We start from the raw sequence: 26,248 nt of genomic DNA, 5'->3' as shown, positions 1-26,248 counted from the left end.
TAATAGAAATAAATTGTATGAAATAAAAACCTAATAATTTTGTAAAGGATATCCTGCTCCAGAAATATTATGGTGAATCATACTAGATTTGGTAATCATTATTCGCAAATAGTTTACGAGGTTCTCCCCACCCCTTACCTGAACACCAATTCCAGATATATTTCCAGAGCCGATTATAATACTTCCTTTTGAGATGACTATTTCTCCTGATAAAGCATTATTTATTATCGATTGGAAATGGTGGCACCAGTATTTGGGTGTGCATAAATTTGCACTCTTCCAAAATCCCTTGTTTCAATAATATATACATGAGCTTGTGTGCTTCCTAGTATTTCATACGTTAAACCACCGAATTTCTCGGGATTTAAAAATCCAACCTCATTCCCTTTTACTGGGGATACCTCTAATGGATAGACTCGCCAGGAATTTATACTTGATGGTAAGTGCAGGTGCTTATGGGTGGAGGTATTTGTGTTATTATCTAGCTGTAAATATATTCTAGTTCGTCCGTTGGTTGGCTTTATACTGGCACCTGTACTTGGATGACCGTATATCTTTACTTTTCCAAAATCATTTGTTTCAATCGTGTAAACATGTTCTTGTGGTATATCTAAAATTTTATAGGTTAGTCCACCGAATTTTGCAGGATTTAAAAATCCTACCTCATTCCCTTTTACAGGAGCAGCATTTAATGGGTATACTCGCCAAGAATTTTCTGAAGCTGGAAGGTGAATATAATTGCCAATTCTCTCTCTTGATTTATCGGTCGTACCAGGTCCTAGTGAATTATTTTTCTCAGTAGGAGGAGAGAAAATGGGAGTAGTAACATGATCTATCTCGTCTTTAGGCTTTCTATACGTAAATCCTACATATTGACAGAAAGCCCTAACAACTGCTTCAGCATAAGCTAAATGATTATTCCGTAGTTGTTCAATATCATCTCCTGGTGAATCCGCAAATCCATATTCAATAATATTAGTAATAACTATCCCAGTCTCTCGAATGATAAAGTAATAATCTTTACTTGTGTTACCTGGCAATGTTCTCGTGAAAACACGCCGAATATTTTGCCCTTCTCTCTTTAATTCCTGTGCGATTTGCTCGGCCATTTCCTTCCCATCATAAATCGAATGAATGACCTCAGCACCATCTCCTCCCCCCGCATTTATATGATTAGAGTGACAATATTTTACTCCACTATTTCGAACAATCCTTGTTCTTTCATCAGGATCCAATGTTTTATCAATGGTTCTTGTAATCGCCACAGGTACACCCAATTCCTTATAGCGATTATATTGATATAAAGAAATTTTCAATGTTAGATCTTTTTCCTTCCAATAGCGATTAGTCCCTCCACCTGGATCGACTCCCCCATGTCCTGGGTCAATAATTAAGATCGGTTTTGCCATTTAAATTTCCTCTCCTTTGCGTTGATCAATCCTTTTTCTCGTAATACATCCCTCTGCTGTAGCCCTTTCTTTGTTATATAATTATTTTTAAACCATGTATTTAGTGCAGTAATTGTAGTAAAAAGTGAAGAAATAACAAGCTCTAATGTCTCACTATCAATTGGAAGAGGCGACTTGCCAAAAATAACAAGAAGCTGATTAATTAATGCAACAAACAATAATACAGTTCGAATTACTGTGCCTTTATCCATTCGTTCATACCTCCCTTCGTTAGCTTACTTTATTATTTTCATCTGTCCGTTAATTCGTCACGGCGATTAACGTTACTAATGTATTTCTACTTCTAAAATCGAAGGAGTTTGAAAAAAGGAGGCAAAAGGAAGATTTTTTTACATAAATTTATCTTTAATTAATAATATTTTAATTAAAGTATATTGACTTTGAATATTTATACAGCTATAATAAGTTACGTAAAGTAAGTAATGGATTAAATATTATTATCGGAGGGGAAATAAACATGACAAAAGCAGTGTGGAATGTTGACAAAAGCCATAGTACATTAGAATTTTCAGTTAAGCACATGATGATTTCAAAAGTAAAAGGAGCTTTTACCGACTTTGAGGCCACAGTAGAAGCAGACCCTACAGATTTAACCGATGCTAAAATCGAATTTACAGTAAATTTGAATAGTATTGATACACGTAATGAAGATCGAGACAATCATCTTCGCTCCAATGATTTCTTTGATATTGAAAATCATCCTAAGATGACATTTGTTGCTACAGATATTAAGAAAAAATCGGATGATGAATATAATGTCACAGGTGACCTATCCATACGTGGTGTTACGAAGACAGTAACCTTTGAGGTTGAAATGGAAGGAGTTCATAAGGATCCATGGGGAAATGAAGTAGCGGGATTCAGTGGATCTACAAAAATAAACCGAAAAGATTTTGGTTTAGTTTGGAATGCCGCCCTAGAAACTGGTGGAGTTCTTGTAGGAGAAGAAGTTAAAATTAATATTGAGATTGAAGCACACAAACAAGCTTAATTAAATTAAGGGATTGTCTCTCCAATAATCGGAGGACAGTCCCTTTAATTAATTTTAACCTCTTCCGATGAAAAGATTCGAATTACCATTTTACCATCTATAGCTTTTGCCCGTATTAATATTGGGTGACTATACTCATTTTTAAATATAAAATCCGGCCCCCACCAACTTACGGTTGCATCTTTTCCTGGTGGAACATATGGAACCTTCCGACTATGGGAATACCTTTCTACAATTCGGATACCTTCTAGATTTACAGCATTAAATAAAGTGGACGATACTTGACAGATCCCTCCACCAATGTCTTCCGATAATTCTCCTCTAACAATTACCGGTGCACGTTTGTAACCTTTTTCTACAGTACGCTTACCAACCACCTTGTTAAATGAAAACTCTTCGCCAGGAAATACAACAGTATTATTTATTGCTTCAGCTGCTAAATAAATATTGTGTGAACGTTCTTTGTTACTTTTTCGATAATACGTTATATAATTTCCAATTTCTTTAGAACGAATATCGGATAATAATTCACTATCCACCTTTGGATAAATCTTTCGTTTCGGTACCTTCATTTCAAACGATACATCGCTATAGAAGAATTGATAAAAAAAACGAATAAATCCTTCCCGATCTAGCGTATACCCATGTTTCTCTGGAACAATAGTCCAAGAATCATCTAATGAAGCATTAATTGGAGGTACATAAACCTGTTCTTCCAAACGATCCATTAAGGCATATAATTTATCCGTATTCATAAATATGGAATCAATGTAACGATAGGTGAAATCATCACGAATAATTTTCTCTTTCACATCTATATCGGAAATAATTAGATTATTGGCTGAGATACTATCGGTAAGAACCATAATAAAGACAACCCCTAATAAAAGAACTCTTTTCACCGTGTCACCTCCTATTTCCTATTATTCGATATACTTGCTATTTCATGTATAAAAAACCACCCTACTGTCTAATAGTAAGGTGGATGCGTTTATCTAAAGTCTCGATTATCTTCCATTTTTCGACTAGTAACGATATAGCCAATCATTGTTGCAATGCCAACCACTAACCATTTTCCTATTTTTCGCATGCCACACACCTCTTTTTAAAGAATTAGAACGGACGAAATTTTCCTTTTTTCAATAATAACTTTGGTCCACCAAGTAAAAATAAATATCGATCATCCACAACTTTTTTCATTGTTGCAGCCGATTTACCATATAATTTTGTCCCATTTAGTATGGACCCAACGGCATCTGTTACACCTAAACTTGCAACGGTCCCTTTATCACTAAATACAAATTCCTCCAAAGGCTCGTGATACATTAAAGCTCTGATATTTTGAGCACAAGTTGTTGCATGCTGCATGGCAGCTTGTGCTGTAGGCGGATACGGGCGATTTTCTGCTTTATTCATTACCCAAGCACAATCTCCAAGAATAAAAATGTTATCATATCCTGGTGCACGCAAATCGCCATTTACAGTTACTTTCCCTTTCGTTAGTTCAAAGCCAGACTTATCTAAGATGGAATTTCCTTTTACACCACCAGTCCATACAATGGTTCCAGCTTTAATCAGTTCGTTATTTTCGCCTACAATAAATCCTTCTGCAGTACATTCGTTAATTTTGGTTCCTTCTATTATTTCCGCACCACGTTCTTGTAATGACTTTTTAGCATACGCTACTAAATCATGATCAAATCCCGGTAAGATAGTAGGTGCCGCTTCCACATTGATTATTTTTACTTTACCCCGATCAATGTCATATTTTTTACAAAGCTTAGGGATCTTCTCCACAAGCTCCCCTACAAATTCTATTCCAGTATACCCGCCTCCACCTACTAATATCGCAAGACTAGCTTCATCCATCGTCGGATCACTATGGTATCTTGCAAATTGATATTCAATATGCTCTCGAATTAATTGACAGGATTCAAAATTCTCAATAAAGAAGGCATGTTTGTCCATCCCATTTATGCCAAATGTGTTAGATTCATATCCTAATGCGACAACTAAATAGTCATAGGTTAGTTCACTATTTTCCATCAGGACTCTTTGATTGCCCTTATCTATTTCCACTACCGTATCATAAATTAACCGAACTCGATTTGGACTAATAATATCACGAATCATGATACGCACTTGATTAGGATTGATGGTACCCGCTGCCAGTTCATGCAGCCAAGTGGTTTGATAATGATAATTATGTTTATTAACTAATACAATCTCTGCTTCTTCAGGAGATAAATTCTTTAGTAACTTCTTTGTTGTCATCATTCCCGCATATCCTGCACCTAGGACTACAATTCTTGGTTTCGCTTGCATATGTATTCACCCTTTTCTTTAATTTAGCTATGTTCTATCCAATAAGACATACATAGTATTATGTATAAAGTGCCAATTATATCCATAGCTTTACTAACTTCATAAAAGATGGTTATTTTTTGTTAGACTAGCATATATATGGGATAGGGGGGATAGGTACATGCCACTTGAAACATTTCATGATCTTTCTGCTGATACCATAAATTTGCTTAAAGAAGCGATTAAGAAGAAGAAAAAGAAGAATCGTTATGAAACTTTACGAAACACCTCTCTTATAGGTGCTCTTATACTTTTATTGTTCCTATTTATGATGCTCTACCTTTCAGACTTTACCTATGTCGCTGATCCTTTTAGAACATTTGCTAGTATTCTCTCCAATCCATTTTACTTATTCATGATTGGATTACTATCGATATCATTGGCTTATTATAACTTCTATCAAAAAAAGTTAAAAAAAGAGAAAGAAAAATTAAATAAAGTACGTTCTGAAGTAATTGATCACCTGAACGATTCTAAAAACTTAAACCTACAAGATAAATGTGCTGCTATTAAAGAAATGATGAAAAGAGAATATGATATTAATCTTTATGTCAAAAATAAATAATCGATTATGTTAACATTGGTAAAATACTTAAATTAGCTATGTTAATACACTACTAATATATTTTTATATTTCCATTAATCATTCAACTAACCAGACTCAAGAACCGATTTTCAATTCCGCTGAAGAAATATCCAAAATGGTCGTTCCCGGGTAATAGAACTCGATAATTTCTCGATACGTTTTTCCTTGTTCTCCCATGAAATGAGCCCCCCATTGGCTCATTCCAACACCATGGCCAAATCCTCTACCTTTCATTGTATAGGCGGACTTATGTTGCTCAAGGGAATCAATCAAATAGCTCTTAAACACAGTTCCTCCTATCATAGGACGAATTTGATTAAGATTAACATCTTTTAAACTCATCTGTTCAAACAAGATTAATCCTTCAAGCAATTGCCGCATGAAGATTAAACTAATCGATCCAGTAACGCTTCTACCAGAAGCAAGTTTATCACCATTTAGTTCAAACTGATCAATCTCTAGGATTTTTATCTTACCAGGATAACCATTACGGTTTAGCCAGCTTTTGAGGGAATTAGAAATTTCTGCATCTTTTTCAACCGTTGTATCCCACCATGCTGGATTCGAAAAATCGATTGCGTCATAAGCAATTTGCGTTTTGTGTATTGTAAACTCCCATGGATGGGTAGGATCGTATGGATCATCCTTAATTGGAAAATAGCGCATAGAATCGCCACCCCATACGTTAGCATTGTTTTCTGTTTTCCCACCATTACTAGCAGAATAAAACGTTTCGATTAATCGATTATCATAAGTAACAACCTCTCCTTCTGTCTCTTCAACAGCCTGTGTTGTACTCGTATCCCATTCGTAGCCACCATATACTTGATAACGAATTGTATCGTCAATTACTTGTCCCATTTTCGAAACAGCATAGGTTCTAGCAGCTAAGGATTGCGCCTTTAGCGTTTCAAGTCCCCAAGATGAAAATACTTCAAACGGGACAACCCCTTTTAAGTAATCTTCTAATGGTAATTGATTAACTGGACGGATATTCTTTTTATCCTCAATTAAAAACTCCATTGCACCAAGATACGGTCTATCATTAATATATACAATATGATTCATATCATAGGTCTGTGGAACGAGGATAAATCCCCCTCCTATCTTTTGCTCTTTTTCCCCTTTTTGTTTTAAAAATAACTCCCCCTTCCTAGACTGTAGTGTATAGTTCACCCCTTCTTGTAGTTTTAATGTAGGATCTAACGTAAAAAAGTCCCCTTCTACTTTAATGATTAGTTCATCAGTATTCCCTATATAGTTTACAAGCTTCACCGTCACCATATGTTCCGCACTAATTTTAACAGGAACAATTAAACAAAATACAATTATGAATAAAAAGGTAAAGTGTCTCATATGGATATTTTTTCAACTAGGAGAAGAAATATACATATGAAAAATAGATTGACTATCCGTAAATTATTGTGTAATATCTAGTTAAGTTCATACGGTTACCTTTAATTCAGTCCTGTGAGACTGGCAAGGTGTAAAGACAGTTTAGCTGTCTTTCATAATAGTAGAAATGGTATACCCATTTCTATATTCTTATGCATAAAAGCACCTTAGCCTAATCCGGCCAAGGTGCTTTTCTTTTTATCTCTTACCTGGTAACTGTAGAGCTAATGAAACAAGGGAGAGATTCTATATGGCAAAATTCGATGAAATTCAAGTTGATCAACGGCTACCTTTCTTTCAAAGTCTACCGTTAAGCTTTCAGCATTTATTCGCTATGTTTGGATCGACTGTATTAGTACCAATCCTTTTCGAGGTTAATCCTGCTACTATTCTACTAATGAATGGTATAGGAACATTGTTATACATTTTTATCACAAAAGGAAAAATTCCAGCATATTTAGGTTCGAGCTTTGCATTTTTAGCTCCTGTCGGGATTGTAATTAGCCAATTCGGTTATGGGTATGCACTTGGTGGGTTCTTAGCTGTTGGAATCATCCTAACCTTAGTAGGTTTACTTGTAAAGGTCGCAGGTACCAAATGGATTGATGTTTTATTTCCACCAGCAGCTATGGGAGCAATAGTATCCGTTATTGGACTAGAATTAGTACCAGTTGCAGCAGCAGATGCTGGATTAATTGGGGAGAACCTAAATCCGACAACGATTATTGTTTCTTTATTAACTTTAGGAATTACAGTAATTGGTTGGGTAACTTTCCGAGGTTTCTTTAAGATTATTCCGATACTAATTGGATTTATAGCTGGATACATTATTGCTTTCTTCTTTGGATTGGTTGATCTAGAACCAGTAAAAAACGCTCCTTGGATTGCGATGCCAGAGTTTTATACGATGCAATTTGATTGGTCTGCCATATTAATTATTATACCTGCAGCGCTTGTATTAATTCCGGAACATATTGGGCATTTATTCGTAACATCTAATATTGTTCAGAAAGATTTAGCTAAAAATCCTGGTCTGGATCGCTCATTCATCGGAAATGGTGTATCTACGATTTTATCCAGTTTTGTAGGCTCTACTCCAAACACAACATACGGGGAAAACATTGGTGTACTAGCAATTACTAGAGTGTATTCAACTTGGATAATTGGCGGAGCAGCAGTAATTGCTATCTTACTTTCCTTTGTAGGAAAATTAGCTGCACTTATCTCCTCTATTCCAGGGGCTGTTCTTGGTGGAATTTCTCTACTATTATTCGGTATTATTGCCGCAAGTGGGATTCGAATGTTAGTAGAAGCAAAAGTAGATTATAGTAAATCCCAAAACTTAATTCTAACTTGTGTAATTTTAGTTATCGGTATTAGTGGTGCCACGATTCAAATCGGTCAAGTCGGACTTTCCGGAATGGGATTGGCTACTATAGTTGGAATTCTATTAAGCATACTATTTAAGTTATTTGACATGCTAAAATTATCTAATGAATAAGAGATACGTAAGAGGTAGAAATACTTCCTCATAATAAAATAAAGAGGTTAGGACTTAAGTAAAAATGTTATAAGGAAGAATCCGAACCAGTATAGGTGGTTCAAATTCTTCCTTATTATTAGCCCTTATGTCCTCAACACTTTTTACTTTTCAAACTCCATTTTCCAAGCGTAATAATCTTCGTCTGGATTTTTTTCATAGCTCAAATAAGCATTAAATTTCTTCCCCTTTTTACTCGTTAATCCTTTAACATAAGCTTTTTTATTCTTTAGGATATTTTTTACCATTGTCTTGGTAGGTTTTTTTCTTAATGCCTGTAAGTATTTATCGTTTTTCCATATGACAAACTTACATCCTTTTTTCCAATTACTACACCCAAAGCCTTTCCTACCTTCGATAATGTTGCCGCCGCAATTCGGGCAAATTCCAAGTATATCATGACTAGGTTTAGCTGCATTGCTTTTCACCTCATGAATGGTGACTTCTTGATCTGCCTTAATTATTTCAACTGATTCTGTCGTAAATTTATAAATCGTTTCAAGGAAAGCTTTTTTAGGAACAATGCCCTTTTGAATGTCAGAAAGTGTCTTTTCTAGTCTTCCCGTAAATTCAAGGTCAAACAATGACTTTACTGGTAGCGTTTCTACCAATTTCCTCCCAAGATCTGTACTGATAAGATTTTTACCTTGTGTGGAAATATAGCCTACATCTTTTAGTTTTTTTATCGTTTCTGCTCTTGTAGCAGGGGTACCTATGCTAAAACCGGTTAAAATACTACCAACTATTTCTTCGTCGTCCTCATCATAACCTTTACCACAAGTTTCCATCACACGTAGAAGCGTTTTTTCTGTATGAGGCTTAGGTGGTTTCGTAACATGAGTTGTCAAATCGGATTCAGCTACCTCCACCCATTCACCTTTCTCAACAAATGGTAGCAGCTTATCTTTCGAATTAATGTTCTCTACCTTTTTCCAGCCCTCTTCAAGCTGAACTTTCCCTTTAGATTCAAAGATCCCGTTTAACTCGACATCCTTAATCTTCGTAATTAACCTCGTTTCTTCGTACACTGCAATAGGCATAAACTGCATAATAAAACGATTCTTAATAGCAGTATATATAATTTGTTCATCTGCTGTTAACCGCTTTGGTTTCATATATGTCGGAATTATCGCGCTATGGCTTTCCACCTTGGCATTATTAAACACCCGTTTTGTTTTCATAAATTTAATTTCATCTTTATAAGGCAGCTCTTCTGCTAGTGTTTTGAGAACTCTAGCAGTTTTACCGACTAAACTTTCCTCTAATGCTGTACTAGATGTTCTCGGATACGTAATAAATTTCTTCTCATACAAGGACTGAGCAACTTTTAATACTTTATCTGAAGTCCATCCCTTATATTTACTCGTAATATATCCTTGCAAGTTAGACAGATTAAATAGAAAAGGTGGAAATTCTTTTTTCTTTTCTACCTTTTTGTGAGTAATAACCGCTTCTTTTTGTTGGATTTGTTGATTTACAATTTCAAGTGCTTCCTTTTGCTTAAACTTCTCTCCTGATTCCTCTACATATGTACCCTCGTACAATTCATTATTATTCGTTTTAAATGTTGCTACTAATTTAAAATAATCTTCAGGGACAAAGTTCTCTATTTCTTTATCACGATCATAAATAATCTTTAAGGTAGGTAGTAAGACACGACCTATATTAAGTGCCTTTCCTCTTCCTTTTTGATATTTCAGCGTTGCAACAGAGGTTAAATTAATTCCAATCAACCAATCTGCCCATTGTCTACTAACTCCTGCATCTTGTAGAGGACGTAATTCATCATTTGGTTGTAGTGATTCAAGGCCACGTAAGACCTCATCCTTCGTCCATTCATTTAGTAATAATCGGGATACAGGCTTATTTAATCGAGCTCGGTAAATAATACTATCTCCAATCAATTGCCCTTCTCGATCAAAATCACATGCGGATATAATTTCCACTACATCTGTTCTTTTCATCAATTGATGAATGATAGCTAATTGCTTCTTTGCCCCTTGATCTGCCCATTGTCTATTTTTTGGATTGCTCTTTATTTTGTACTCAAACTTAGTCGGGATAAACGGGAAATGTTCCATTTTCCATCTAGCCATTTTACTGTCATAGTCTTTGGCATCATAGAGCTGTAATAAATGACCAAAAGCCCAAGTAATAATATAATCATTACCTTCATAGTAGCCGTCTCTCTTACCTTTAATCCCTAGAGCATCGGCTATATTCTTTGCTACGGAGGGTTTTTCAGCGAGAATTAATTTCAAACTTACACCTACTTTCATTATTGAAGCATATGGGAAGGGAATCTAATAAATATTAGGAGGATAAAAGATGGGTGAATCTATTATACTAATAAATAGAGGAAATGTTAACAGAGAAAATAGAACATCGAACACTCACTTTTTTGCAAATAAAGGGTATACTTGTAGAAAATAGTTTAAGGAAAGGAGTAATTAATATGTTAGCTACTATTGAGAAACAATCCAATGAATTATTGGTAACATTTCAGCGCCACTTAAAACAATCAAAGATGGATGTATGGGAAATGCTTACCAACAATGAACGGTTAGCTCTTTGGTTTGATGAGTTACGAGTTATTAAGCTGGGAAAAGGTGGATATTTGCACTTTGATTTGGGGGATGGAACATTTCAACGAATAGATATAATCGACTTCGAGGAGTATGAGATACTAGAATTTACTTGGGATGATAATTTCGTTCGGTTTGAACTGTTAGAAGAGCCTAATGGGTGTAATTTAGTACTAATTGAAAGAATTACAGAAATTACAGAGCATACTGCGAAAGACATTGCTGGATGGCATGTATGTTTAAATGTTATCCAATCAATCTTAGACAATGAACTAATTAATGCTCGAAAAGAACAATGGGAATATTGGTATGAAAAGTACACTAAAGCTCTAAATTCTCTAAATTCCTACTTATAAATGGAAGTAAAGAAAAGCAAAACAATCAAGAAGAGCGAATTGTTTTGCTTTTTTCCATGATAATAAATTCTACTAAACGGTCAATAATTTGTGGCCCATCTTCTTCATCAAGAAGATTATTCAGCATAATAGAGAAAATCAATTCTTCCCCTTCACGAGTCGTCAAATAGCCTGATAGGGTACTGACCCCCATAATTGTTCCTGTTTTTGCAACAACTGGTAACCCATACATTCTATCATGTAATGTCCCACCTATCATTCGGTCACCATCACCTGCAACCGGCAGAGATCGGTAGAAACTAGTAAACCAGTTTGTACCCTGTATGCGGAATAACAAATCAGTTATGACATTGGCCGGGATTAACGTAACGTGTGAAATTCCAGATCCATCTCGAATTACTAGTTTACTTGTATCTATTCCTATATCAACTAAATAGTTATTTAACACTTCTAAACCACTTTCCCAACTGCCCTCTCCTCTTTTTACCTTTCCTAATTCCTTAATGATAATCTCACCATGCCCGTTATTACTAAGCTTCATAAAAGGTATAGCTAATTCGCTTAAGCGAATAGAATTCCTAACAAAAAGTAGCCTAGCGTCTTTCGATGTCTCACCCCGTGTTAACAGTCCAGTATAACTTATCCCTACCTGTTTCAATGAGCGGGAAAAGATTTCTAAAGCATACTTTGAAGGTTCCCAAACGGAGACCCATTTATTTATGGTTGCAGAATATTTAGGGATAGTCCCTTCCAATACAACATTATTATTCCCGTGTTCACGTGTAACCGTAATATCAGCCTCTTCCTCACTGCCAATCTCTACGGTAACTACCTTGTTTATTATAGTTATGTATTTCGTGTATGGATTCAATACAATCTCTGGTCTATCTCCTTCATTATCCCCTGGTATTATCGTCAGCATTACCGTACCTGAATCATAATCCTCATTTGGTGAAACAGTTAGGGCTGATACTTGGGCACCATAGTATTGATGTTCATCATTCCAATTTAGATCCTGAGATAATCGAACTCCATCATACCATGTATCGTCACCAATGATATTGCCGTTTATTTCTTTAATCCCATATCCTGGTAATACCTTAGCTAATTTATCAAAATCAGCTTGTAACAAAGTTGGATCCCCTTTACCTTTAATATACAAATTACCCTCTAATCTCCCTCCAACCATTTCACCGTCCACCCATAATTCGGTTGGAAAAACATAGTTCTCACCTAACACCTCTAATCCTGCTGCACAAGTAAATAGTTTCATATTCGATGCTGGGTGCAATCGAGTATTACCCATATGCTCATATAATAATTGTCCAGTTTCTCTCGAACGAATACTGACCCCTACTAACGCTCCCTCTAGTTTTGGTTCAAGTTTTATTAATTCTTCCAATCTAGTCCATTTCATGTCCATTTCTCTACCCCTTTTATCATTTTCATTAAGACTTCTTAATTTAAATTCAATTCACTCTACCTATATTTAAATAGCAAAATTTAGGAAAAGTTTCCTAAAAAACTGCGAAACTAACTCGTTTTTTATATATTTTCATATTTTGTTGAATATTGTCATTATTATATAGTATTTTATCTCTTTTTTGATTATAATGAAAGCCGTGGAGGTGAAAAAATGGGAATTAATTTGGGAAAGTCAATTAAAATCAATCGATTACGAGCAAATATGACACAAGCAGATTTAGCGAATGGAATCATTTCTGTATCCTATTTATCTAAAATAGAGAATGGTACGGCTGAGCCAACAAATGAAATAATGCAGCTATTAGGAGAAAAACTGAATCTTTATCAGGCCGATTTAGAGGACCAAATTACAAATCAAACTATTATTAGATGGTTTCTATATTTACTCCGCTCTCATAAAGAAGAAGCGATCAGACTATATGATCAAATCAACTTTGCTTTACCTAATGGAATCGATAAACAACTGCTTTCATTAATAGATATCCATAAGCTCAGCTATTATGTTCTAGTTAATAATTTGGAAGCAGCAGGACAACTTCTCATCTCCCTTCATAAAAGCTCCAAGAAATTCAATGACATAGAAAAATACTATTATTATAAATATGCAGGAAACTACTACTATAAGCAGCTTGCTTATAAAAAATCTCTTGCATTCTATCAAAAAGCCGAAAACCAGCTTAATCCTGAGCTGTTCCATCAAGATGAAGAAACCCATAATCTATATTACTTAATTGCCCTAGCTGCTAGTAAAAATAGGCAGACCCATTTATGTTTACTGTATTCCAAGAAAGCATTAAGTTTTTACCAGAAAAATTATCAATTAAAGGAATGTGCAGAATGTCATATTTTATTGGGGATTTCCTATCAAAGAATTAGGGAATTAGAAAACGCAAAAGCAAGTTATAGTTCTGCTATCAACATTGCTAATAAGATTGACGACAAAGAGTTATTAAAGCTTTCCTACCAAAATATTGGATCTTTGTTTTCTGATTGGAAAAAACCTTTAGAAGCAATTACTAATTACCTAGAAAGTTATGAACTCCGTAAAGAAGACCCTATTAATATTAAAATTGTACCAATATCTAGTTTAATGAAAGAGTACTTTGATTTAAATGATCTTCATAACACTAAAATTTGGCTTGAGCTAGGGTTAGATTTAACAAAATCATTGAGTCCTCTTAAGTCTGTCTATGTTTATGAATTTACAGCATATAAGTATTTAATTAGTGGGCTAGATAGCTCTTTCGAAAATCTAGTCAATAACGAAATCATTCCTTTTTTAGAGGAAAAAGAATTATTGTATGAAAAAGTATTTTATCTAAAGCTTCTTGCAAAATACTATAAAGATAATAGAAAATACAAGCTATCTTCCAGTACTTATGAAGAAGCATTAAATATATTTTCTAAAATTACTTGTACTTGAAAGGGGGTGAAATTATGAAAAAGATGATTAATACATTCCTACTATTATCATTTTTGTTTCTTTCCGGAACCCTTATGGCTATTGGCTTCTCTGCAGTAATAGATTCAAATGTAACATACGCAAATGAGGAAGAACCAATACCTCCATGGGCTACAAAACCATAAATTTAAAAAAGATGTGTATATTTCCTTGCCTTTAAAGAGATAAAATTTGGAAGGATATACTCTCTATACTAGATTTCCTTTTTTCTTTATATCATACTTAATTCTTAGGAAAGGCAAGGAAAATATCCACATTTGATGTAAAGCTTGCAAGCACCCATTATCTAACTGTTTCATGTCAAATTGCTCTTCTAAAGGTAACTTCATATTGCTCTTTCCAATGGTCAAGTAGATACCAGCATCTGAGTACTTAGACAACCTTTTACTTGTTAAACAAAGCCCACTCCCCTGCTGTTGGAGAGCCAAAATCCCTGTCATAGTAGTTCTTGGTAATGGTAACGCTATATTCATATATCGCACACCTGATGTTTCATGCTCCGAGTACAAAGCAACAAAAACGGTTTCATTATTTATCTTACGAATCCACGCTCGAACATTCTCTCGACCATCCTTCGAATCCTCTACATCGATAATTCGTCCAGTCATTTCTATTTGCTTTTTACTTAATGGTAAGTTAATTTGTTTCATGAGCCGACTTATCAACTTATATATAGCTGCAAACGGTAGGAACCATCTACTCCATTTTACTTCAGCATACAGTTCATAGTCATTGGTATTTTCATAGAAATCTTGTATATTATTGGCCATACTATCACTTTCCACTGTAAAAAACTTTTCCATCCTGTCTACCAATCCGTTATGAACATAGTCGCCTCTTTTATCTTCTAAGATTTTTTCACCGATAATACATTTTCCTTTAATTTGACTTACCGGGAATAACGTTTTCGTTACTCTTGAATTTGGTATATCTATTGACCAGCCGATTAACCCAATAAAAGCAAAAAGTACCGCGTTGATTAGCCCATGGGATTCTATCATACGATCAATCCCAAGGGAATATAGACCAGTTAAATTCCCAAATGCATAGATAAATGAAAACAAAATGGATATGCCCAATGATCCAAAGGAAAGATTAATCAATACTCGTTGGATATTGCTGCTAATGGGAGCTTTTATACTAAAGTAAATACTAATATAGATGCCAACAATGTATAAAATAACCGATAATACTTCTATGAAAACCGAAAAGGTTATTCCAAATGCAACTATCCAAGGAGAGATAATAATCATCATCCCGGCCAAAATAAACAACCTATTCCTATTAATCATTCTACCAAGTAACCCCAGGAAAACAGGGAACAAAAATGCCGAATAATGAAAGTGAATACTCGTTAACCAAGTAATCATTGGCGAAAATCCCACATCCAGCTTTACTTGATACGCAAAAAACCAAGCACCACCGATAGCTAAATAGATAAACCCTATATCAATTAAAAATTCCTCAAAGTAAATAAATCCTCTACTTACAAAGCGTATTATCCCGCCAATAGCAAGTAAGCAAGTAAATAATAGATAAATAGTAGAAAGCAGAAAAATAAGGGTTTGATTATGAACAAAGTATAATAAGAAGACGGCAATAGAAGACATAAGAACTGAATATGGTAGAAATCTACCAAACACTTTATTAAAATCCTCGCGAAGCAAGTACAGTATCGACGGTACAAAAATTAGTTGCGCTACCGTTAATAAAGTTAAATACCAGCCTGAACTTTGTGATAACAGGATTATCAATAATAATAGTATATTTATAAGTAACAGATCACGTATCCTCATCTTCCTTAAACACTCCCTCATAGGAGAAAACTCGTCCTATAATTGGATTTTTCACTTTAACATCAATTGTATACAATGCCTTTTCATCACAATATCCTTCCCGTACAGTAGCTTTCCCTTGTAGCATTTTTGGCAACTGAATTTCTAGTTTCCCTATTATTAGCCGTTGTTTGTTGGATTGAATTAATAATCCACCATCAGCTTCGACATGAAATATCAGGTCCGAATACAACCTTGGTGGTTCTCCTAAATAGTCATTAATAATAGGTAGTTTAGAGTCTAATTTCATCAAGGCATTAAAGTACCGATAGTGATTTTCAAATTGAAATATTCTTTCCCAATGAATTTGTTCTTCTCCATTTGTTCCTATCCTTGGCGAGTTTTTTATTAAAAACGGTATATTTTCTCCTGATTCCGGGATAAGAAGCTTCCATCTTACACCGAATCGAAAAAGTGGATAAAGCCATTTAGGACCCCCTTTTACCGTTTTCATTATCCCTTTCCCCCGAAAAACTCGTTTCCCCATCGATAGATAACGATATTGCAGCATGGGATGTAATTTTTCAAATTGATCTTCTAGCACTTTTTCATATATAGACATCCTAACTTCCCCTAACGTTTTCGATTACAATTTCGTGCAGTTGGAACATCCTTACTAATTACTATCCCAATAATGGATAAAACAAATAAAGCTAGATTAAATGTTAATGGGTTAAAGGGTTGAACTAAATATTCCACATTCGAAACGATCGCAGCTAGCATCAATACGGGAAAAAGAATAGCTTGAATGTAGAATAACCTTCTCTTATAAGGATAGAAAATCCATATGATGCCTATAAGAACTTCTATAACACCTACAGTTAATACGATTAACTCCCCCTGCTTCATGGTTAAAGGAAGTGTATTCGTTACCATCATCATTTCCTCTGGATGCATAGCAACTAGCTTCGGGACAATTCCATGGTATAACCAAATAAACATAAAAAAGATAGATAGCATGACATGACTAAAGAAACGTATAAATTGTGAAGCAGGAGTCTCTTCTTTCTCCATCCATCGTTTTAACACATCAAAACTAAGTGCTGTCGCCCAGCCCATTAAAGGACGAAAAAGAAAGTGATCGATAAACCTACCAACTTTTCCAAAACTAGGTTCATAGTTATATTGCGTTAAAAATTGTAAAGATTGATTTTGCTGATTTGGTATGTACTTCCAATAACCTCTCCCCTCTTTTATTATCGATATTTTCTGATTGGTGCCAAAATGAAGCGAAGAGGTCCGAGAACCATCCTCTGCATGAAAGCTTCCAACACTTTTTCCCCAGCCTTGCACAGAAATTCCAAAGCCTATATTCGTCTTGTATAAGAACTCCTGTGGTTTTCCTTCTTCTTTTGGCATATATGTAATTTCAGAGAACCGTAAATCCCATTGCTGATGTAATCCTGGATCCTGTGTCGCTTTCCAGACCTTATCCATTCCCGCCTCGATAGTTGTCTCTACATATATCGGCTTACTCCTCACGTCTACCTCCCCCTTTTAAGTCCTTCTTTTGGTTCAGTTTACCATAAAGAAAGAGTTGTAGGAAAACTCCCTACAACTCCCTCTCTATTTGCTCAGTCTTTTCTTTTCGTTTAATAGCTCTTGAAATTCCCTTTCTAATTCTGGATCAGGATTAATACTTAGCCTACTTAAGACATCTGTTAGCTTCGTTTCAATAATCATCAAATCTTGTTCCTTTTCATCCAATGTCTTCGGTTGATAATTGATATACGAATTGTAATTCCCCTCGAATAACTTCATTTCTTGATTTTCAATCGCTATAATTTTATCCGCAACTTTTTCAATAAATCGCCTATCGTGGGATACAAAGATGATGGTACCTCTATATTCCCTTAATAAAGATTCCAATGCCTCTACAGCTGTAATATCTAAGAAATTAGTTGGTTCGTCTAGAACTATTGTATTTATATCACTTAGAAAAATTTTGGCAAAGGCAACCTTTACTCGCTCTCCTCCACTTAAAACTTTTACTTGCTTATAAACATCATCTCGAAAGAAATGTAATCTCGCCAAAACTGTTCGAATGAGCGTTTCATCCTGTGATGAGGTGGTCGTAATGTTTTTTAAAATCGTTTCTTCCACATTTAGGATATCTAAGTTTTGACTAAAGTAACCCACTCTTACCGATGGAGATATTTCTATTCCATTTTCCTTGGATAGTAATTTTTTGATGAATGTTGTTTTACCAACACCATTACTTCCTATAACCGCTACTTTATCACCTGCATGAAGTTGAAAGGATGTTTGGCTCCATAGTAACCTAGTTCCTACCTTTCCTTCCAATTCCTCTACACGAACAATGGCCTTCTTTCCAAGCATTTCCTCATGAATAATATCCATATTTAATGGCGGATCCTCTTTTACTTTTTCTACCTTTTCAAGCTTTTCTATTCGCGTTTTAATGGCATTAGCAGTTTTCTCTAGCTTCTTCTGTTTTTTAGCATAATATGGACTACTTCCCATTTGATTTGCATCTGAATCGTTTTTCTTTTTAGGATTTTTCGTAGCACGGGCTGCTTTTTTCTTTTTTAATTCTAAGGCAGACTCCAGTTGTCTCTTCCTTGTTATATATTGTATATACTCTTCTTGTTGTTGTTGGATTTTTAGCTCTTTTTGCTCACGATAGGCTGTATAATTCCCGGGGTAGACCGTAACTTTACAGTGCTCAACCTCCCAAATCGTCGTACAAAGAGCATCTAAGAAAGCCCTATCGTGTGAAACAATCACAATTGCCCCTGTCCACCGTTTCAATTGATGCTCTAATTTTTCAATATGCTCTTTATCTAAGTTAGTAGTTGGTTCATCTGCGAATAATATTTGTGGTTTCTTTGCGATTGCCTTATTAATATATTGCTGCGTTATCTCTCCACCACTCTTCGTTGTATTGGTATGCTTCAATTGTGGTAATAATTCCAAGCTTGCTTCCGATTGAATAGTACCCTGATAGTCTAACTCGCGACCTGTCAAAATATTGACTAAGGATGTTTTACCACTGCCATTCTTTCCGACTACACCAATACAGTCACCATGTTGTATTTGCAGATGTTGAACATTTAAAAATTCTTTCCCATTCACTTCATAAATAATATCCTGAGCTTCTAATAACAGCATGTTTTCACCTCTTTTTTAACTAAAAAAAGCCCCAATTCACAATTGAATAGGAAGCTTTTCAGGCTAAAAACCATGCTAAATAAACGATTATTACCGTTATCCGTGTTTACTAAAGCAGAGCTAATCCTATTCAATGCGTGAATAAATTGCATGCTAAAAAGTGGGCTTTTTCCCAATCTTTTAAACGTACAACTATCCAATTCACGATTTTTAAAATAGGATTAATTTAACATCTGCCCAAGTAACACCCTTTCCGCTTTTCTTACTAATACTATAAATGAATGCTTTTTTCCTGTCAATGGAGAAAAAGATGACCCGTTTGTTATGGATCACCTTTTTCTAGTCTAAACTTTAAATTGTCCTACAAGTGTGTTTAGTTCTTCCGCTAATTTAGCTAAATCCTCTGAGCTTTTTGCCATTTCTTCCATTGAACTGCTCGTTTGTTGCGAAGAAGCAGACGTTTGTTCAATACCAGCGGCTGATTCCTCAGATATAGCTGCAATTTCTTCTATTGAAGTATTCATTTCATGTGTTGTATCAGATATTTCATTCAGGTTTTGTTTAACAACTTTAATGCTTTCTACCATTTCTACTATTGCCTGATTAATATCATCAAAGGTTTCTTTTGTAAAGATAACTTGTTTTGTTCCTTGTTGTACTTCTTCATATCCGCTCTCTAATGACTCGGTTACGGAACGTGTTTCCAACTGAACCTTTTTCACAATGTCAGTAATATCCGTTACTGATGTGGATACTTGTTCAGATAATCTTCTTACTTCGTCTGCTACTACTGCAAATCCTTTTCCATGCTCGCCTGCTCGCGCCGCTTCTATTGCTGCATTAAGTGCTAGTAGATTGGTTTGATCGGCGATATCACGGATGACAGAAACGAGCTGACTAATCGTCTTCGAACTATCATCTAATCCACGTACTTTTGTAACAGCTACCTTCATGATATTGTCGATACGATTCATTTGCTCACCTGAAGCCTGCATCAACTCATTACCTTGGTTAGCTAAATCTAACACAAATTCAGAAGAATTCTCTATCTTAGTTCCATTCTCGTTAGCTTCTTGAACTCTTCGTGAGAATTGCTGCATCGTATAGGTTAAATTACTTGCACCATCTGCCTGTTTTTCCGAACCTGCAGCCAATTCTTGCATTGTTGTGGCTACTTGTTCTGATCCAGCTCTTACTTCGCTCGCTGACAGCTTCAGCTCCTTGCTTTGCGTAGTGACCGAATTGGAAACAAGGGAAACTTGTCTTATCACTTCTTTTAAATAGGCGCTCATTCTCCCAATAGAAGATGCTAGTTGTCCTATTTCATCCCTACCATCATAATCAACTTCTGGTACGGTTAAGTCTCCTTCTGCTATTTGATTACTCACTTCAACAACTTTTTTGAGATTGCGGGAAATAGCTTGACTAATGAATACAATCAACAGAACTCCAATAACAATCGTCACCGCTAAGATAATTAATTGGGTTACGAATGTTTTCTTTTGGCTTTCCATTGCACTACTAATCGCTTGTTGTCGATCCGCATCTAACATACTGACTAATTCATCTAATAAGCTGACCGTCTCATCTCTGATTTCATTTGTCTGACTAAGGAATGATTCTGCCACATCCATATTTCCATTCTGAATTGCTGAAACAATATAATTGGTAAACATACGGTACATTTCTTGATTCATGGAAGTGACTTCTTGATAAATCTCTTCTTGTTCTTTTGACTTTAAATTAACGCGAACTTTGCTTGCAAATTGATTATACATTACTTGGTTCTCTTTAAACGATTCTACCAAATCAGGATTTTGTTCTTGATAATAAGAAACGATATAAATGCTCATATTGCGTGTTAATGATCCCATTTCGGAAATGCTCATCGCTAAATCACTTTTTGCTTCTAATTCTTCTATATTTTTTCCTATCCCAATAATAGAGTTTGAAACAAGAGCCGAAGAACCGATAAACAGTAATATAACAATAGCTAGTGTCAAGCCATACTTCCAACCAATTCTTATATCACGGTGTCTTATTCTTCTCAGTCGAAGTTTCTTTAGCATTTCTTTTCCTCCCATATTTTATAGATCAATTAGTAAACAACTCTTCTTTCAAAATCGTTAACTAGTTATGTATAAAATACTATCCCCTACTTTTTATAATAAGCTATGATTCGACAATTTACAACAATTCTCAAATATGGCTATTTACATAAAAATAGCCACTATTTCAATGGTTTAACATAATTGACTTCCGATATAGCAGTTAGTATGATGTTCTTAATATTTATATTGTTCAAACTTGGCATTTTCTATATACTTATCAGTCATTTTTAGGGGGACGATTATGAGAAAAATATTTATTAATGGGAACTTTTATACATTAGATCCAATTAAACCTGTTGTACAAGCCGTAGTTGTAGAGAACGGAAGATTTATTGCTATGGGATCTGAAGCAGACATATTACTTCAATGGAACAATCATACGTGTGAAGTTATTGACCTTGCTGGGAAGACGGTAACACCGGGGTTAGTGGATAGTCATCTCCATTTGTCACTTATCGCTGAACAATTTATGCACTTAGACCTTACTGGTATTACCTCTAAAACAGAAATGTTGGAAAAAATTCAAGAGAAGGCTAACACGTTAAGACCTAATGAATGGTTACTTGGTGGTGGTTGGGATGAAAATCTATTTATGGATGGATCCATTCCTACCCTTGAAGAGCTGGATTATGTTGCTCCCCATAACCCACTCTTTTTAACTAGAATTTGTACACATGCAGCTGTCGCTAATAGTAAAGCTTTTGAATTAAGTAACTATCACCCTCATATGTCTATACCAGAAGGTGGTAGTATTGTCTTAGACGAATCCTCTCGAAAACCGACTGGATTAATCCTTGAATCCGCTTCGGAAATATTTAAGCAGCACATCCCGCAAAAATCTTACGCGGAACTAATCCAGGCGATGAGGAAGGCTATTCAATTTGCTATTCAAAAAGGATTAACTAGTGTTCATACAAATGACCCACTCTTTCTCGGTGGCTTACAGCAAACATATACAATTTATGATACCTTATTAAATCAAGAGGGGCTTGGACTTCGGACGAACCTTTTAATTAATCATGAATTTCTTGATGATTTGAAGACCTCTGGTATGTATACTGGTTATGGAAATGAAACACTGCAAATTGGTGCAGTTAAAATATTTGCTGATGGGGCCTTCGGACGAAGAACAGCACTACTATCTGAACCCTACCATGATGCTCCAGGTCATTATGGAGAGGCAATGCTTGACCAAGAAGCTCTAACAGATATTGTTAGGAGGTCGCGTGAATTATCGATGCCTATTGCCGTACATACGATTGGTGATCAAGCATTAGTAAATGTTCTAGATGTCTTAGATCAATTTCCTACCGTTAGTCATCGCGACAGACTTATTCACGTACAAGTACTAAATCAAGAATTAATTAATCGTTTAATACATCCAAGCCGCATTGCTGATATTCAGCCTAGATTTGTAGCTAGTGACTTTCCTTGGGTTATAGAAAGACTTGGTACGAGCCGTTCCGAAACATCCTATGCATGGAAGACATTGATGGATTATGGTGTTATTTGTGCTGGTGGGTCAGACTCTCCAGTTGAACCAGTTGACCCATTACTCGGTATTCACGCTGCCGTTACGCGAAAATTACCAGGTGAAACGCATGATGGATGGAATCCTAAAGAAAAGCTATCTATGATTGATGGCTTTCGGTTATTTACCGAATTTACAGCTTATGCAACAAGTGAGGAAATATTAAAAGGAACTATTTCTAGAGGAAAACTTGCGGACATGACTGTTCTTTCTAATAATCCGTTCGAAATGGAAAATCCTGATGAATTATTAAAAACAGAAATTGAAATGACGATTATTGGTGGAGAAATCAAATACGAAAAATAACTTCGGTTTTAATAGATGAGGCTAATGACATAACAAAAGGTTTAACCACAGACCTAAACGTATCATCACTAGCTAGGAAATATACAGAACCTCTAGACGGTCCAGATGCTTAGAGGACATTGTGGGGAAGTTTCAAACAAATGTCTGTCGCGCGAGTTCTTCTTATTGCCGCGCGATTTTCCTTCTAGGTCGCGTGAGGTTTCACCTTTCTCGCGCGAAACTTGCTTCAGCCGCGCGGGCACTTCTTTTTCGCGCGACTTTTTCTCCATTTCGCGCGGGCATCCTTGTTTTTCGCGCGAGATTCCTTCTAGGTCGCGCGAGGTTGCATCGTACTTGTATGCTTTGAAAGCAAATATATTTCCTGTGCAGGGATATGCATGGGCTGCATCTGTCTCAGGCCTCATTTATTAATTTTATTCATTCCATCTCAATGCTACGGTTAATCTACAGCACTTTGTATCATTAACCCTGGATACAAAATCTAATCGCAAACCGTCTGGATTCACTTGAATATCTACATCCGCTGTTATTCCAATACTTTGGATTAACCGCCTAACTTCCTCTACATTGGATTCTTGCGCGGCAGTCATAACCTGCTCATCAAACTCCTTTGATGATGCAAAGCGATCCAAAACCATACTTACTTCTTTCATTAATTTTTTTGTTTCATTTGCAGAATCATATAATAAACCAGGGTCCACTTCAGGAAACTGGCGATAATAATTCCTAAATAGATAAGAATGTGGTAGATAATAATAAACTGGATACCAATAATACAAGCTCTCCCCTCCTCAATTCCCATATAACACTATATGCTTAAGAAGAAAATAAGGAAATTGTCTAGCCCCATGTTTGGATTATGAATTTTTTTCCATTGATAATCTATTTCCAGCACCATATAATAAGAACAAACGTTCCTATTGGTGGTGAAATGTAATGCAAATAGATTATTCTACTTTTCCACGTCACAATGTACTATGTATTGATATGCGATCGTTCTATGCTAGTGTGGAAGCTGTTAAATTAAAGCTTGACCCAATGACCACAATGCTTGCTGTTGTTGGGGATCCAAATAGATCCGGAAGTATTGTACTTGCCGCTTCACCTGCTCTCAAAGCAAAATACGGAATTAGCAATGTGAGTCGTTTCTTTGAATTACCGAATGACCCTGCTATTCATATTGTTCCAGCACATATGGCTGATTATCTTCAAGTTTCGGTGGAAATCACTAGGCTAATTAACCAATACGCTCCAAAGGAGGCCATCCATCAATACTCTGTCGATGAGGTATGGGTAACACTTGATGGATTAGAGAAGCTATTTGGGAATCCATGGGAGATTGCCAATCAAATTAAACAAGACATTCTCGATAGTTTTGGCATTACGTGTTCCATTGGAATTGGCGATAATAAATTTTTAGCAAAGGTTGTCATGGATTTACACGCTAAAAAAGTTGGCATAGTAGAATGCCGGTATGAGGATGTAGAGGAAAAGCTTTGGCCACATCCTGTGGAAAAAATATGGGGAATTGGGAGTAGAATGAAGCGCAATCTCAATCGTATGGGGATTGTCACCCTTGGACAGCTTGCAAAATTTGACTTGAATCGTATTAAAAAGCGGTTTGGTGTAATGGGAGAACAGCTTTATTGGCATGCGTGGGGGATTGATTTAAGTCCAGTATTTGGGGATTTTGTTAAGCACGAGCAAAAAGGCTTTGGTCACGGGATTGCTCTTTTACGAGATTATACGAAGGATGAAGTTGCGGTTTGTATTTTAGATCTTTGTGAAGAGGTTTGTCGTAGAACCAGAACGGCTGGCAAAGTCGGTAAAACTATTCATCTTGGAATAGCCTATTCCAAGGAAACCGGCGGTGGTTTCTCACGCTCTAAGTCTATCCCCATTCCGACTAATATCACGATGGATATGTACCATATTTGTATGCTGCTTTTCAAGGAATTTTATGACGGTCATAGTACAATTCGCCATGTTTATGTCACGTTAGATAACTTATATGATAAAGCCGAAACACAACTAGATTTATTTGAGAATCGCTCCAAAAAAAATGATATTGGCTATGTCATGGATGCTATTCGTGAAAAATATGGTACAACTGCCATCCTCCGAGCTAGTAGCTTTACCGATGCTGGAGTTACATTAGACCGTAGTAAAAAAATTGGTGGCCATTACGCTTAACAGGAAAACTAACGCATTTGCTCTTTCCCAAGCAAATGCGTTAGTTTTTTTCTTATGCCTGACGAGATGCATCCCTATCTACGAAGTGAACCATCTTTAGCTTTATTCGTTTTCTAGCAATGCACCAATTGCTCCAGTATGAGTACCTTTATCTAGAAAAACTGGCTCATAGGACATCATGTCACGAAATTGCACAAAAACTTCCTTCAATGCAGGATTATTCGTAACTGTACCACCTACAAATACAATTTGTTTAATTTGTTTTGCTGTCGCAACTTGAGTTGCTAATAATAAAATGGTCTCCCCTATCATTCGTATTACACTCGCAAGATGATCATGTTCTGTAGCATCTTTATTTAAATGTGCTTTCCCTAAATTGGCAGCTGTTAAGTCCCTATATATAGGAGGCTCTTCGGGGGCATAAATATCTCGTACTAGCAAATCACTTTTTCGAGAATCACCATTTCTAGCCATCGTTGTGAAGGTTTGAAAATCATTTTTCCGGGTAATTAGATAACCTAAACCCATCAAAGTACCACCACCGATACCACTACCTAGAACACGTTCAAATGAGTTATGAGTAACATGAAAAATGGAGGTTCCTGTCCCAATGTTAACTAAAATGTATTCCTCATGATTAATAGCCTTTTCTTTTAACAGATAAGAAGCACCTCTCGTAACTGCTTGAAACTCATTAACCAATTGGCAGTTAAAAGAGGGCAATTTTGTAAAGGAGTTCGCTTTACCACCTGTTACAAACAGACTCGCATTAGGAGACAAGATTGACAACCACTCCAACACTGCATCTATATCCAGACTAGAAAAGGTTTTAGTATGTATTTTTCCATGGTCATAATAAGCAAGCTTGACTAGTGACCCTCCAGCATCTATACCAATTTTATTCACC

General features: G+C 35.8%; 23 protein-coding genes. 8 read left to right on the top strand and 15 right to left on the bottom strand.

The window, feature by feature from the left end:
* Nucleotides 1–224: 224 nt before the first annotated feature.
* Together ACSKT4_RS01025 and ACSKT4_RS01020 are read right to left on the bottom strand one after the other, a co-directional pair.
* The gene (locus ACSKT4_RS01025) at nt 225–1,409 is read right to left on the bottom strand and encodes an N-acetylmuramoyl-L-alanine amidase family protein (protein WP_246521365.1); all 1,185 of its coding nucleotides are present in this window, start codon (nt 1,407–1,409) and stop codon (nt 225–227) included.
* On the bottom strand, nt 1,391–1,660 hold the full coding sequence (locus ACSKT4_RS01020) for a phage holin (protein WP_186868495.1): 270 nt from the start codon (nt 1,658–1,660) through the stop codon (nt 1,391–1,393). Before ACSKT4_RS01020 ends, ACSKT4_RS01025 begins: the two co-directional genes overlap by 19 nt.
* A gap of 266 nt (nt 1,661–1,926) precedes the next feature.
* Here ACSKT4_RS01020 and ACSKT4_RS01015 point away from each other — a divergent pair, with 266 nt between their 5' ends.
* Nucleotides 1,927–2,460, top strand: a complete 534-nt coding sequence (locus tag ACSKT4_RS01015; RefSeq protein ID WP_186868494.1) for a YceI family protein — start codon at nt 1,927–1,929, stop codon at nt 2,458–2,460.
* 44 nt (nt 2,461–2,504) lie between these two features.
* Here the strand turns inward: ACSKT4_RS01015 and ACSKT4_RS01010 are convergent, their stop codons facing one another.
* The gene (locus ACSKT4_RS01010) at nt 2,505–3,362 is read right to left on the bottom strand and encodes a VanW family protein (protein ID WP_343221437.1); all 858 of its coding nucleotides are present in this window, start codon (nt 3,360–3,362) and stop codon (nt 2,505–2,507) included.
* 211 nt (nt 3,363–3,573) lie between these two features.
* Nucleotides 3,574–4,785 (bottom strand): NAD(P)/FAD-dependent oxidoreductase, encoded by a 1,212-nt coding sequence (locus ACSKT4_RS01005; RefSeq protein ID WP_186870152.1) that lies wholly within the window; start codon nt 4,783–4,785, stop codon nt 3,574–3,576.
* Between the two features lie 160 nt (nt 4,786–4,945).
* Between ACSKT4_RS01005 and ACSKT4_RS01000 the strand changes: the two genes are divergently transcribed.
* Entirely contained in the window at nt 4,946–5,389 is a 444-nt protein-coding gene (locus ACSKT4_RS01000; RefSeq protein WP_186870151.1) for a DUF2663 family protein, read from the top strand.
* Nucleotides 5,390–5,485: 96 nt separating this feature from the next.
* On the opposite strand, the gene ACSKT4_RS00995 is transcribed toward ACSKT4_RS01000, so the two are convergent.
* On the bottom strand, nt 5,486–6,694 hold the full coding sequence (locus ACSKT4_RS00995) for a SpoIID/LytB domain-containing protein (protein WP_465822657.1): 1,209 nt from the start codon (nt 6,692–6,694) through the stop codon (nt 5,486–5,488).
* Nucleotides 6,695–7,055: 361 nt separating this feature from the next.
* On the opposite strand from ACSKT4_RS00995, the gene uraA reads away from it, so the two are divergent.
* A complete protein-coding gene (gene uraA / locus ACSKT4_RS00990) occupies nt 7,056–8,306 on the top strand; it encodes a uracil permease (RefSeq protein WP_186870149.1) in 1,251 nt (416 codons plus the stop codon).
* Between the two features lie 143 nt (nt 8,307–8,449).
* Here the strand turns inward: uraA and ACSKT4_RS00985 are convergent, their stop codons facing one another.
* On the bottom strand, nt 8,450–10,606 hold the full coding sequence (locus ACSKT4_RS00985) for a type IA DNA topoisomerase (protein WP_465822655.1): 2,157 nt from the start codon (nt 10,604–10,606) through the stop codon (nt 8,450–8,452).
* 194 nt (nt 10,607–10,800) lie between these two features.
* Here ACSKT4_RS00985 and ACSKT4_RS00980 point away from each other — a divergent pair, with 194 nt between their 5' ends.
* Nucleotides 10,801–11,286, top strand: a complete 486-nt coding sequence (locus ACSKT4_RS00980; RefSeq protein ID WP_465822654.1) for an SRPBCC family protein — start codon at nt 10,801–10,803, stop codon at nt 11,284–11,286.
* A gap of 25 nt (nt 11,287–11,311) precedes the next feature.
* Here ACSKT4_RS00980 and dacB read toward each other — a convergent pair whose 3' ends face one another.
* Nucleotides 11,312–12,709 (bottom strand): D-alanyl-D-alanine carboxypeptidase/D-alanyl-D-alanine endopeptidase, encoded by a 1,398-nt coding sequence (gene dacB / locus ACSKT4_RS00975; RefSeq protein ID WP_465822653.1) that lies wholly within the window; start codon nt 12,707–12,709, stop codon nt 11,312–11,314.
* 213 nt (nt 12,710–12,922) lie between these two features.
* On the opposite strand from dacB, the gene ACSKT4_RS00970 reads away from it, so the two are divergent.
* Together ACSKT4_RS00970 and ACSKT4_RS00965 are read left to right on the top strand one after the other, a co-directional pair.
* Nucleotides 12,923–14,194, top strand: coding sequence for a helix-turn-helix domain-containing protein (locus ACSKT4_RS00970; RefSeq protein ID WP_465822652.1), 1,272 nt, complete (start codon nt 12,923–12,925; stop codon nt 14,192–14,194).
* 14 nt (nt 14,195–14,208) lie between these two features.
* Nucleotides 14,209–14,358: a hypothetical protein gene (locus ACSKT4_RS00965; protein ID WP_465822651.1), complete on the top strand. Its 150-nt coding sequence runs from the start codon at nt 14,209–14,211 to the stop codon at nt 14,356–14,358.
* Between the two features lie 63 nt (nt 14,359–14,421).
* On the opposite strand, the gene ACSKT4_RS00960 is transcribed toward ACSKT4_RS00965, so the two are convergent.
* The 5 genes from ACSKT4_RS00960 to ACSKT4_RS00940 all read right to left on the bottom strand — a co-directional run bounded on the left by ACSKT4_RS00960 (nt 14,422) and on the right by ACSKT4_RS00940 (nt 21,269).
* Nucleotides 14,422–16,029 (bottom strand): YndJ family protein, encoded by a 1,608-nt coding sequence (locus tag ACSKT4_RS00960; RefSeq protein WP_186870144.1) that lies wholly within the window; start codon nt 16,027–16,029, stop codon nt 14,422–14,424.
* The gene (locus ACSKT4_RS00955; protein ID WP_186870143.1) at nt 16,016–16,630 is read right to left on the bottom strand and encodes a DUF4166 domain-containing protein; all 615 of its coding nucleotides are present in this window, start codon (nt 16,628–16,630) and stop codon (nt 16,016–16,018) included. Before ACSKT4_RS00955 ends, ACSKT4_RS00960 begins: the two co-directional genes overlap by 14 nt.
* A gap of 11 nt (nt 16,631–16,641) precedes the next feature.
* Nucleotides 16,642–17,550, bottom strand: a complete 909-nt coding sequence (locus ACSKT4_RS00950) for a DoxX-like family protein (RefSeq protein ID WP_186870142.1) — start codon at nt 17,548–17,550, stop codon at nt 16,642–16,644.
* An 84-nt stretch (nt 17,551–17,634) separates the two neighbouring features.
* Nucleotides 17,635–19,200, bottom strand: coding sequence for a Vga family ABC-F type ribosomal protection protein (locus tag ACSKT4_RS00945; RefSeq protein ID WP_186870141.1), 1,566 nt, complete (start codon nt 19,198–19,200; stop codon nt 17,635–17,637).
* A 344-nt stretch (nt 19,201–19,544) separates the two neighbouring features.
* Nucleotides 19,545–21,269 (bottom strand): methyl-accepting chemotaxis protein, encoded by a 1,725-nt coding sequence (locus tag ACSKT4_RS00940; protein ID WP_246521369.1) that lies wholly within the window; start codon nt 21,267–21,269, stop codon nt 19,545–19,547.
* Nucleotides 21,270–21,552: 283 nt separating this feature from the next.
* Between ACSKT4_RS00940 and ACSKT4_RS00935 the strand changes: the two genes are divergently transcribed.
* A complete protein-coding gene (locus tag ACSKT4_RS00935; protein WP_211741575.1) occupies nt 21,553–23,148 on the top strand; it encodes an amidohydrolase in 1,596 nt (531 codons plus the stop codon).
* A 92-nt stretch (nt 23,149–23,240) separates the two neighbouring features.
* Here the strand turns inward: ACSKT4_RS00935 and ACSKT4_RS00930 are convergent, their stop codons facing one another.
* Nucleotides 23,241–23,552 (bottom strand): hypothetical protein, encoded by a 312-nt coding sequence (locus ACSKT4_RS00930; RefSeq protein WP_465822649.1) that lies wholly within the window; start codon nt 23,550–23,552, stop codon nt 23,241–23,243.
* Between the two features lie 9 nt (nt 23,553–23,561).
* On the bottom strand, nt 23,562–23,927 hold the full coding sequence (locus ACSKT4_RS00925) for a YuzC family spore coat inner layer protein (RefSeq protein ID WP_186870137.1): 366 nt from the start codon (nt 23,925–23,927) through the stop codon (nt 23,562–23,564).
* Between the two features lie 163 nt (nt 23,928–24,090).
* Between ACSKT4_RS00925 and ACSKT4_RS00920 the strand changes: the two genes are divergently transcribed.
* Entirely contained in the window at nt 24,091–25,341 is a 1,251-nt protein-coding gene (locus tag ACSKT4_RS00920; RefSeq protein WP_186870164.1) for a DNA polymerase IV, read from the top strand.
* 102 nt (nt 25,342–25,443) lie between these two features.
* Here the strand turns inward: ACSKT4_RS00920 and coaW are convergent, their stop codons facing one another.
* Nucleotides 25,444–26,247 (bottom strand): type II pantothenate kinase, encoded by an 804-nt coding sequence (coaW, locus tag ACSKT4_RS00915; RefSeq protein WP_465822774.1) that lies wholly within the window; start codon nt 26,245–26,247, stop codon nt 25,444–25,446.
* Nucleotide 26,248: the final 1 nt, after the last annotated feature.

It is taken from the genome of Ornithinibacillus liuyingii (assembly GCF_055550225.1).
The sequence above is the reverse complement of the archived record's forward strand: the minus strand, read 5'-3'. Positions and strand labels throughout refer to the sequence as shown.

Bases quoted from the DNA above. Each gene is read 5' to 3' on its own strand.
- ACSKT4_RS01025 (WP_246521365.1), bottom strand. From the start codon at position 1,409: ATGGCAAAACCGATCTTAATTATTGACCCAGGACATGGGGGAGTCGAT.
- ACSKT4_RS01020 (WP_186868495.1), bottom strand. From the start codon at position 1,660: ATGGATAAAGGCACAGTAATTCGAACTGTATTATTGTTTGTTGCATTA.
- ACSKT4_RS01015 (WP_186868494.1), top strand. From the start codon at position 1,927: ATGACAAAAGCAGTGTGGAATGTTGACAAAAGCCATAGTACATTAGAA.
- ACSKT4_RS01005 (WP_186870152.1), bottom strand. From the start codon at position 4,785: ATGCAAGCGAAACCAAGAATTGTAGTCCTAGGTGCAGGATATGCGGGA.
- ACSKT4_RS01000 (WP_186870151.1), top strand. From the start codon at position 4,946: ATGCCACTTGAAACATTTCATGATCTTTCTGCTGATACCATAAATTTG.
- ACSKT4_RS00995 (WP_465822657.1), bottom strand. From the start codon at position 6,694: ATGGTGACGGTGAAGCTTGTAAACTATATAGGGAATACTGATGAACTA.
- uraA (WP_186870149.1), top strand. From the start codon at position 7,056: ATGGCAAAATTCGATGAAATTCAAGTTGATCAACGGCTACCTTTCTTT.
- ACSKT4_RS00980 (WP_465822654.1), top strand. From the start codon at position 10,801: ATGTTAGCTACTATTGAGAAACAATCCAATGAATTATTGGTAACATTT.
- dacB (WP_465822653.1), bottom strand. From the start codon at position 12,709: ATGGACATGAAATGGACTAGATTGGAAGAATTAATAAAACTTGAACCA.
- ACSKT4_RS00970 (WP_465822652.1), top strand. From the start codon at position 12,923: ATGGGAATTAATTTGGGAAAGTCAATTAAAATCAATCGATTACGAGCA.
- ACSKT4_RS00965 (WP_465822651.1), top strand. From the start codon at position 14,209: ATGAAAAAGATGATTAATACATTCCTACTATTATCATTTTTGTTTCTT.
- ACSKT4_RS00960 (WP_186870144.1), bottom strand. From the start codon at position 16,029: ATGAGGATACGTGATCTGTTACTTATAAATATACTATTATTATTGATA.
- ACSKT4_RS00955 (WP_186870143.1), bottom strand. From the start codon at position 16,630: ATGTCTATATATGAAAAAGTGCTAGAAGATCAATTTGAAAAATTACAT.
- ACSKT4_RS00945 (WP_186870141.1), bottom strand. From the start codon at position 19,200: ATGCTGTTATTAGAAGCTCAGGATATTATTTATGAAGTGAATGGGAAA.
- ACSKT4_RS00940 (WP_246521369.1), bottom strand. From the start codon at position 21,269: ATGCTAAAGAAACTTCGACTGAGAAGAATAAGACACCGTGATATAAGA.
- ACSKT4_RS00935 (WP_211741575.1), top strand. From the start codon at position 21,553: ATGAGAAAAATATTTATTAATGGGAACTTTTATACATTAGATCCAATT.
- ACSKT4_RS00930 (WP_465822649.1), bottom strand. From the start codon at position 23,552: ATGAGGCCTGAGACAGATGCAGCCCATGCATATCCCTGCACAGGAAAT.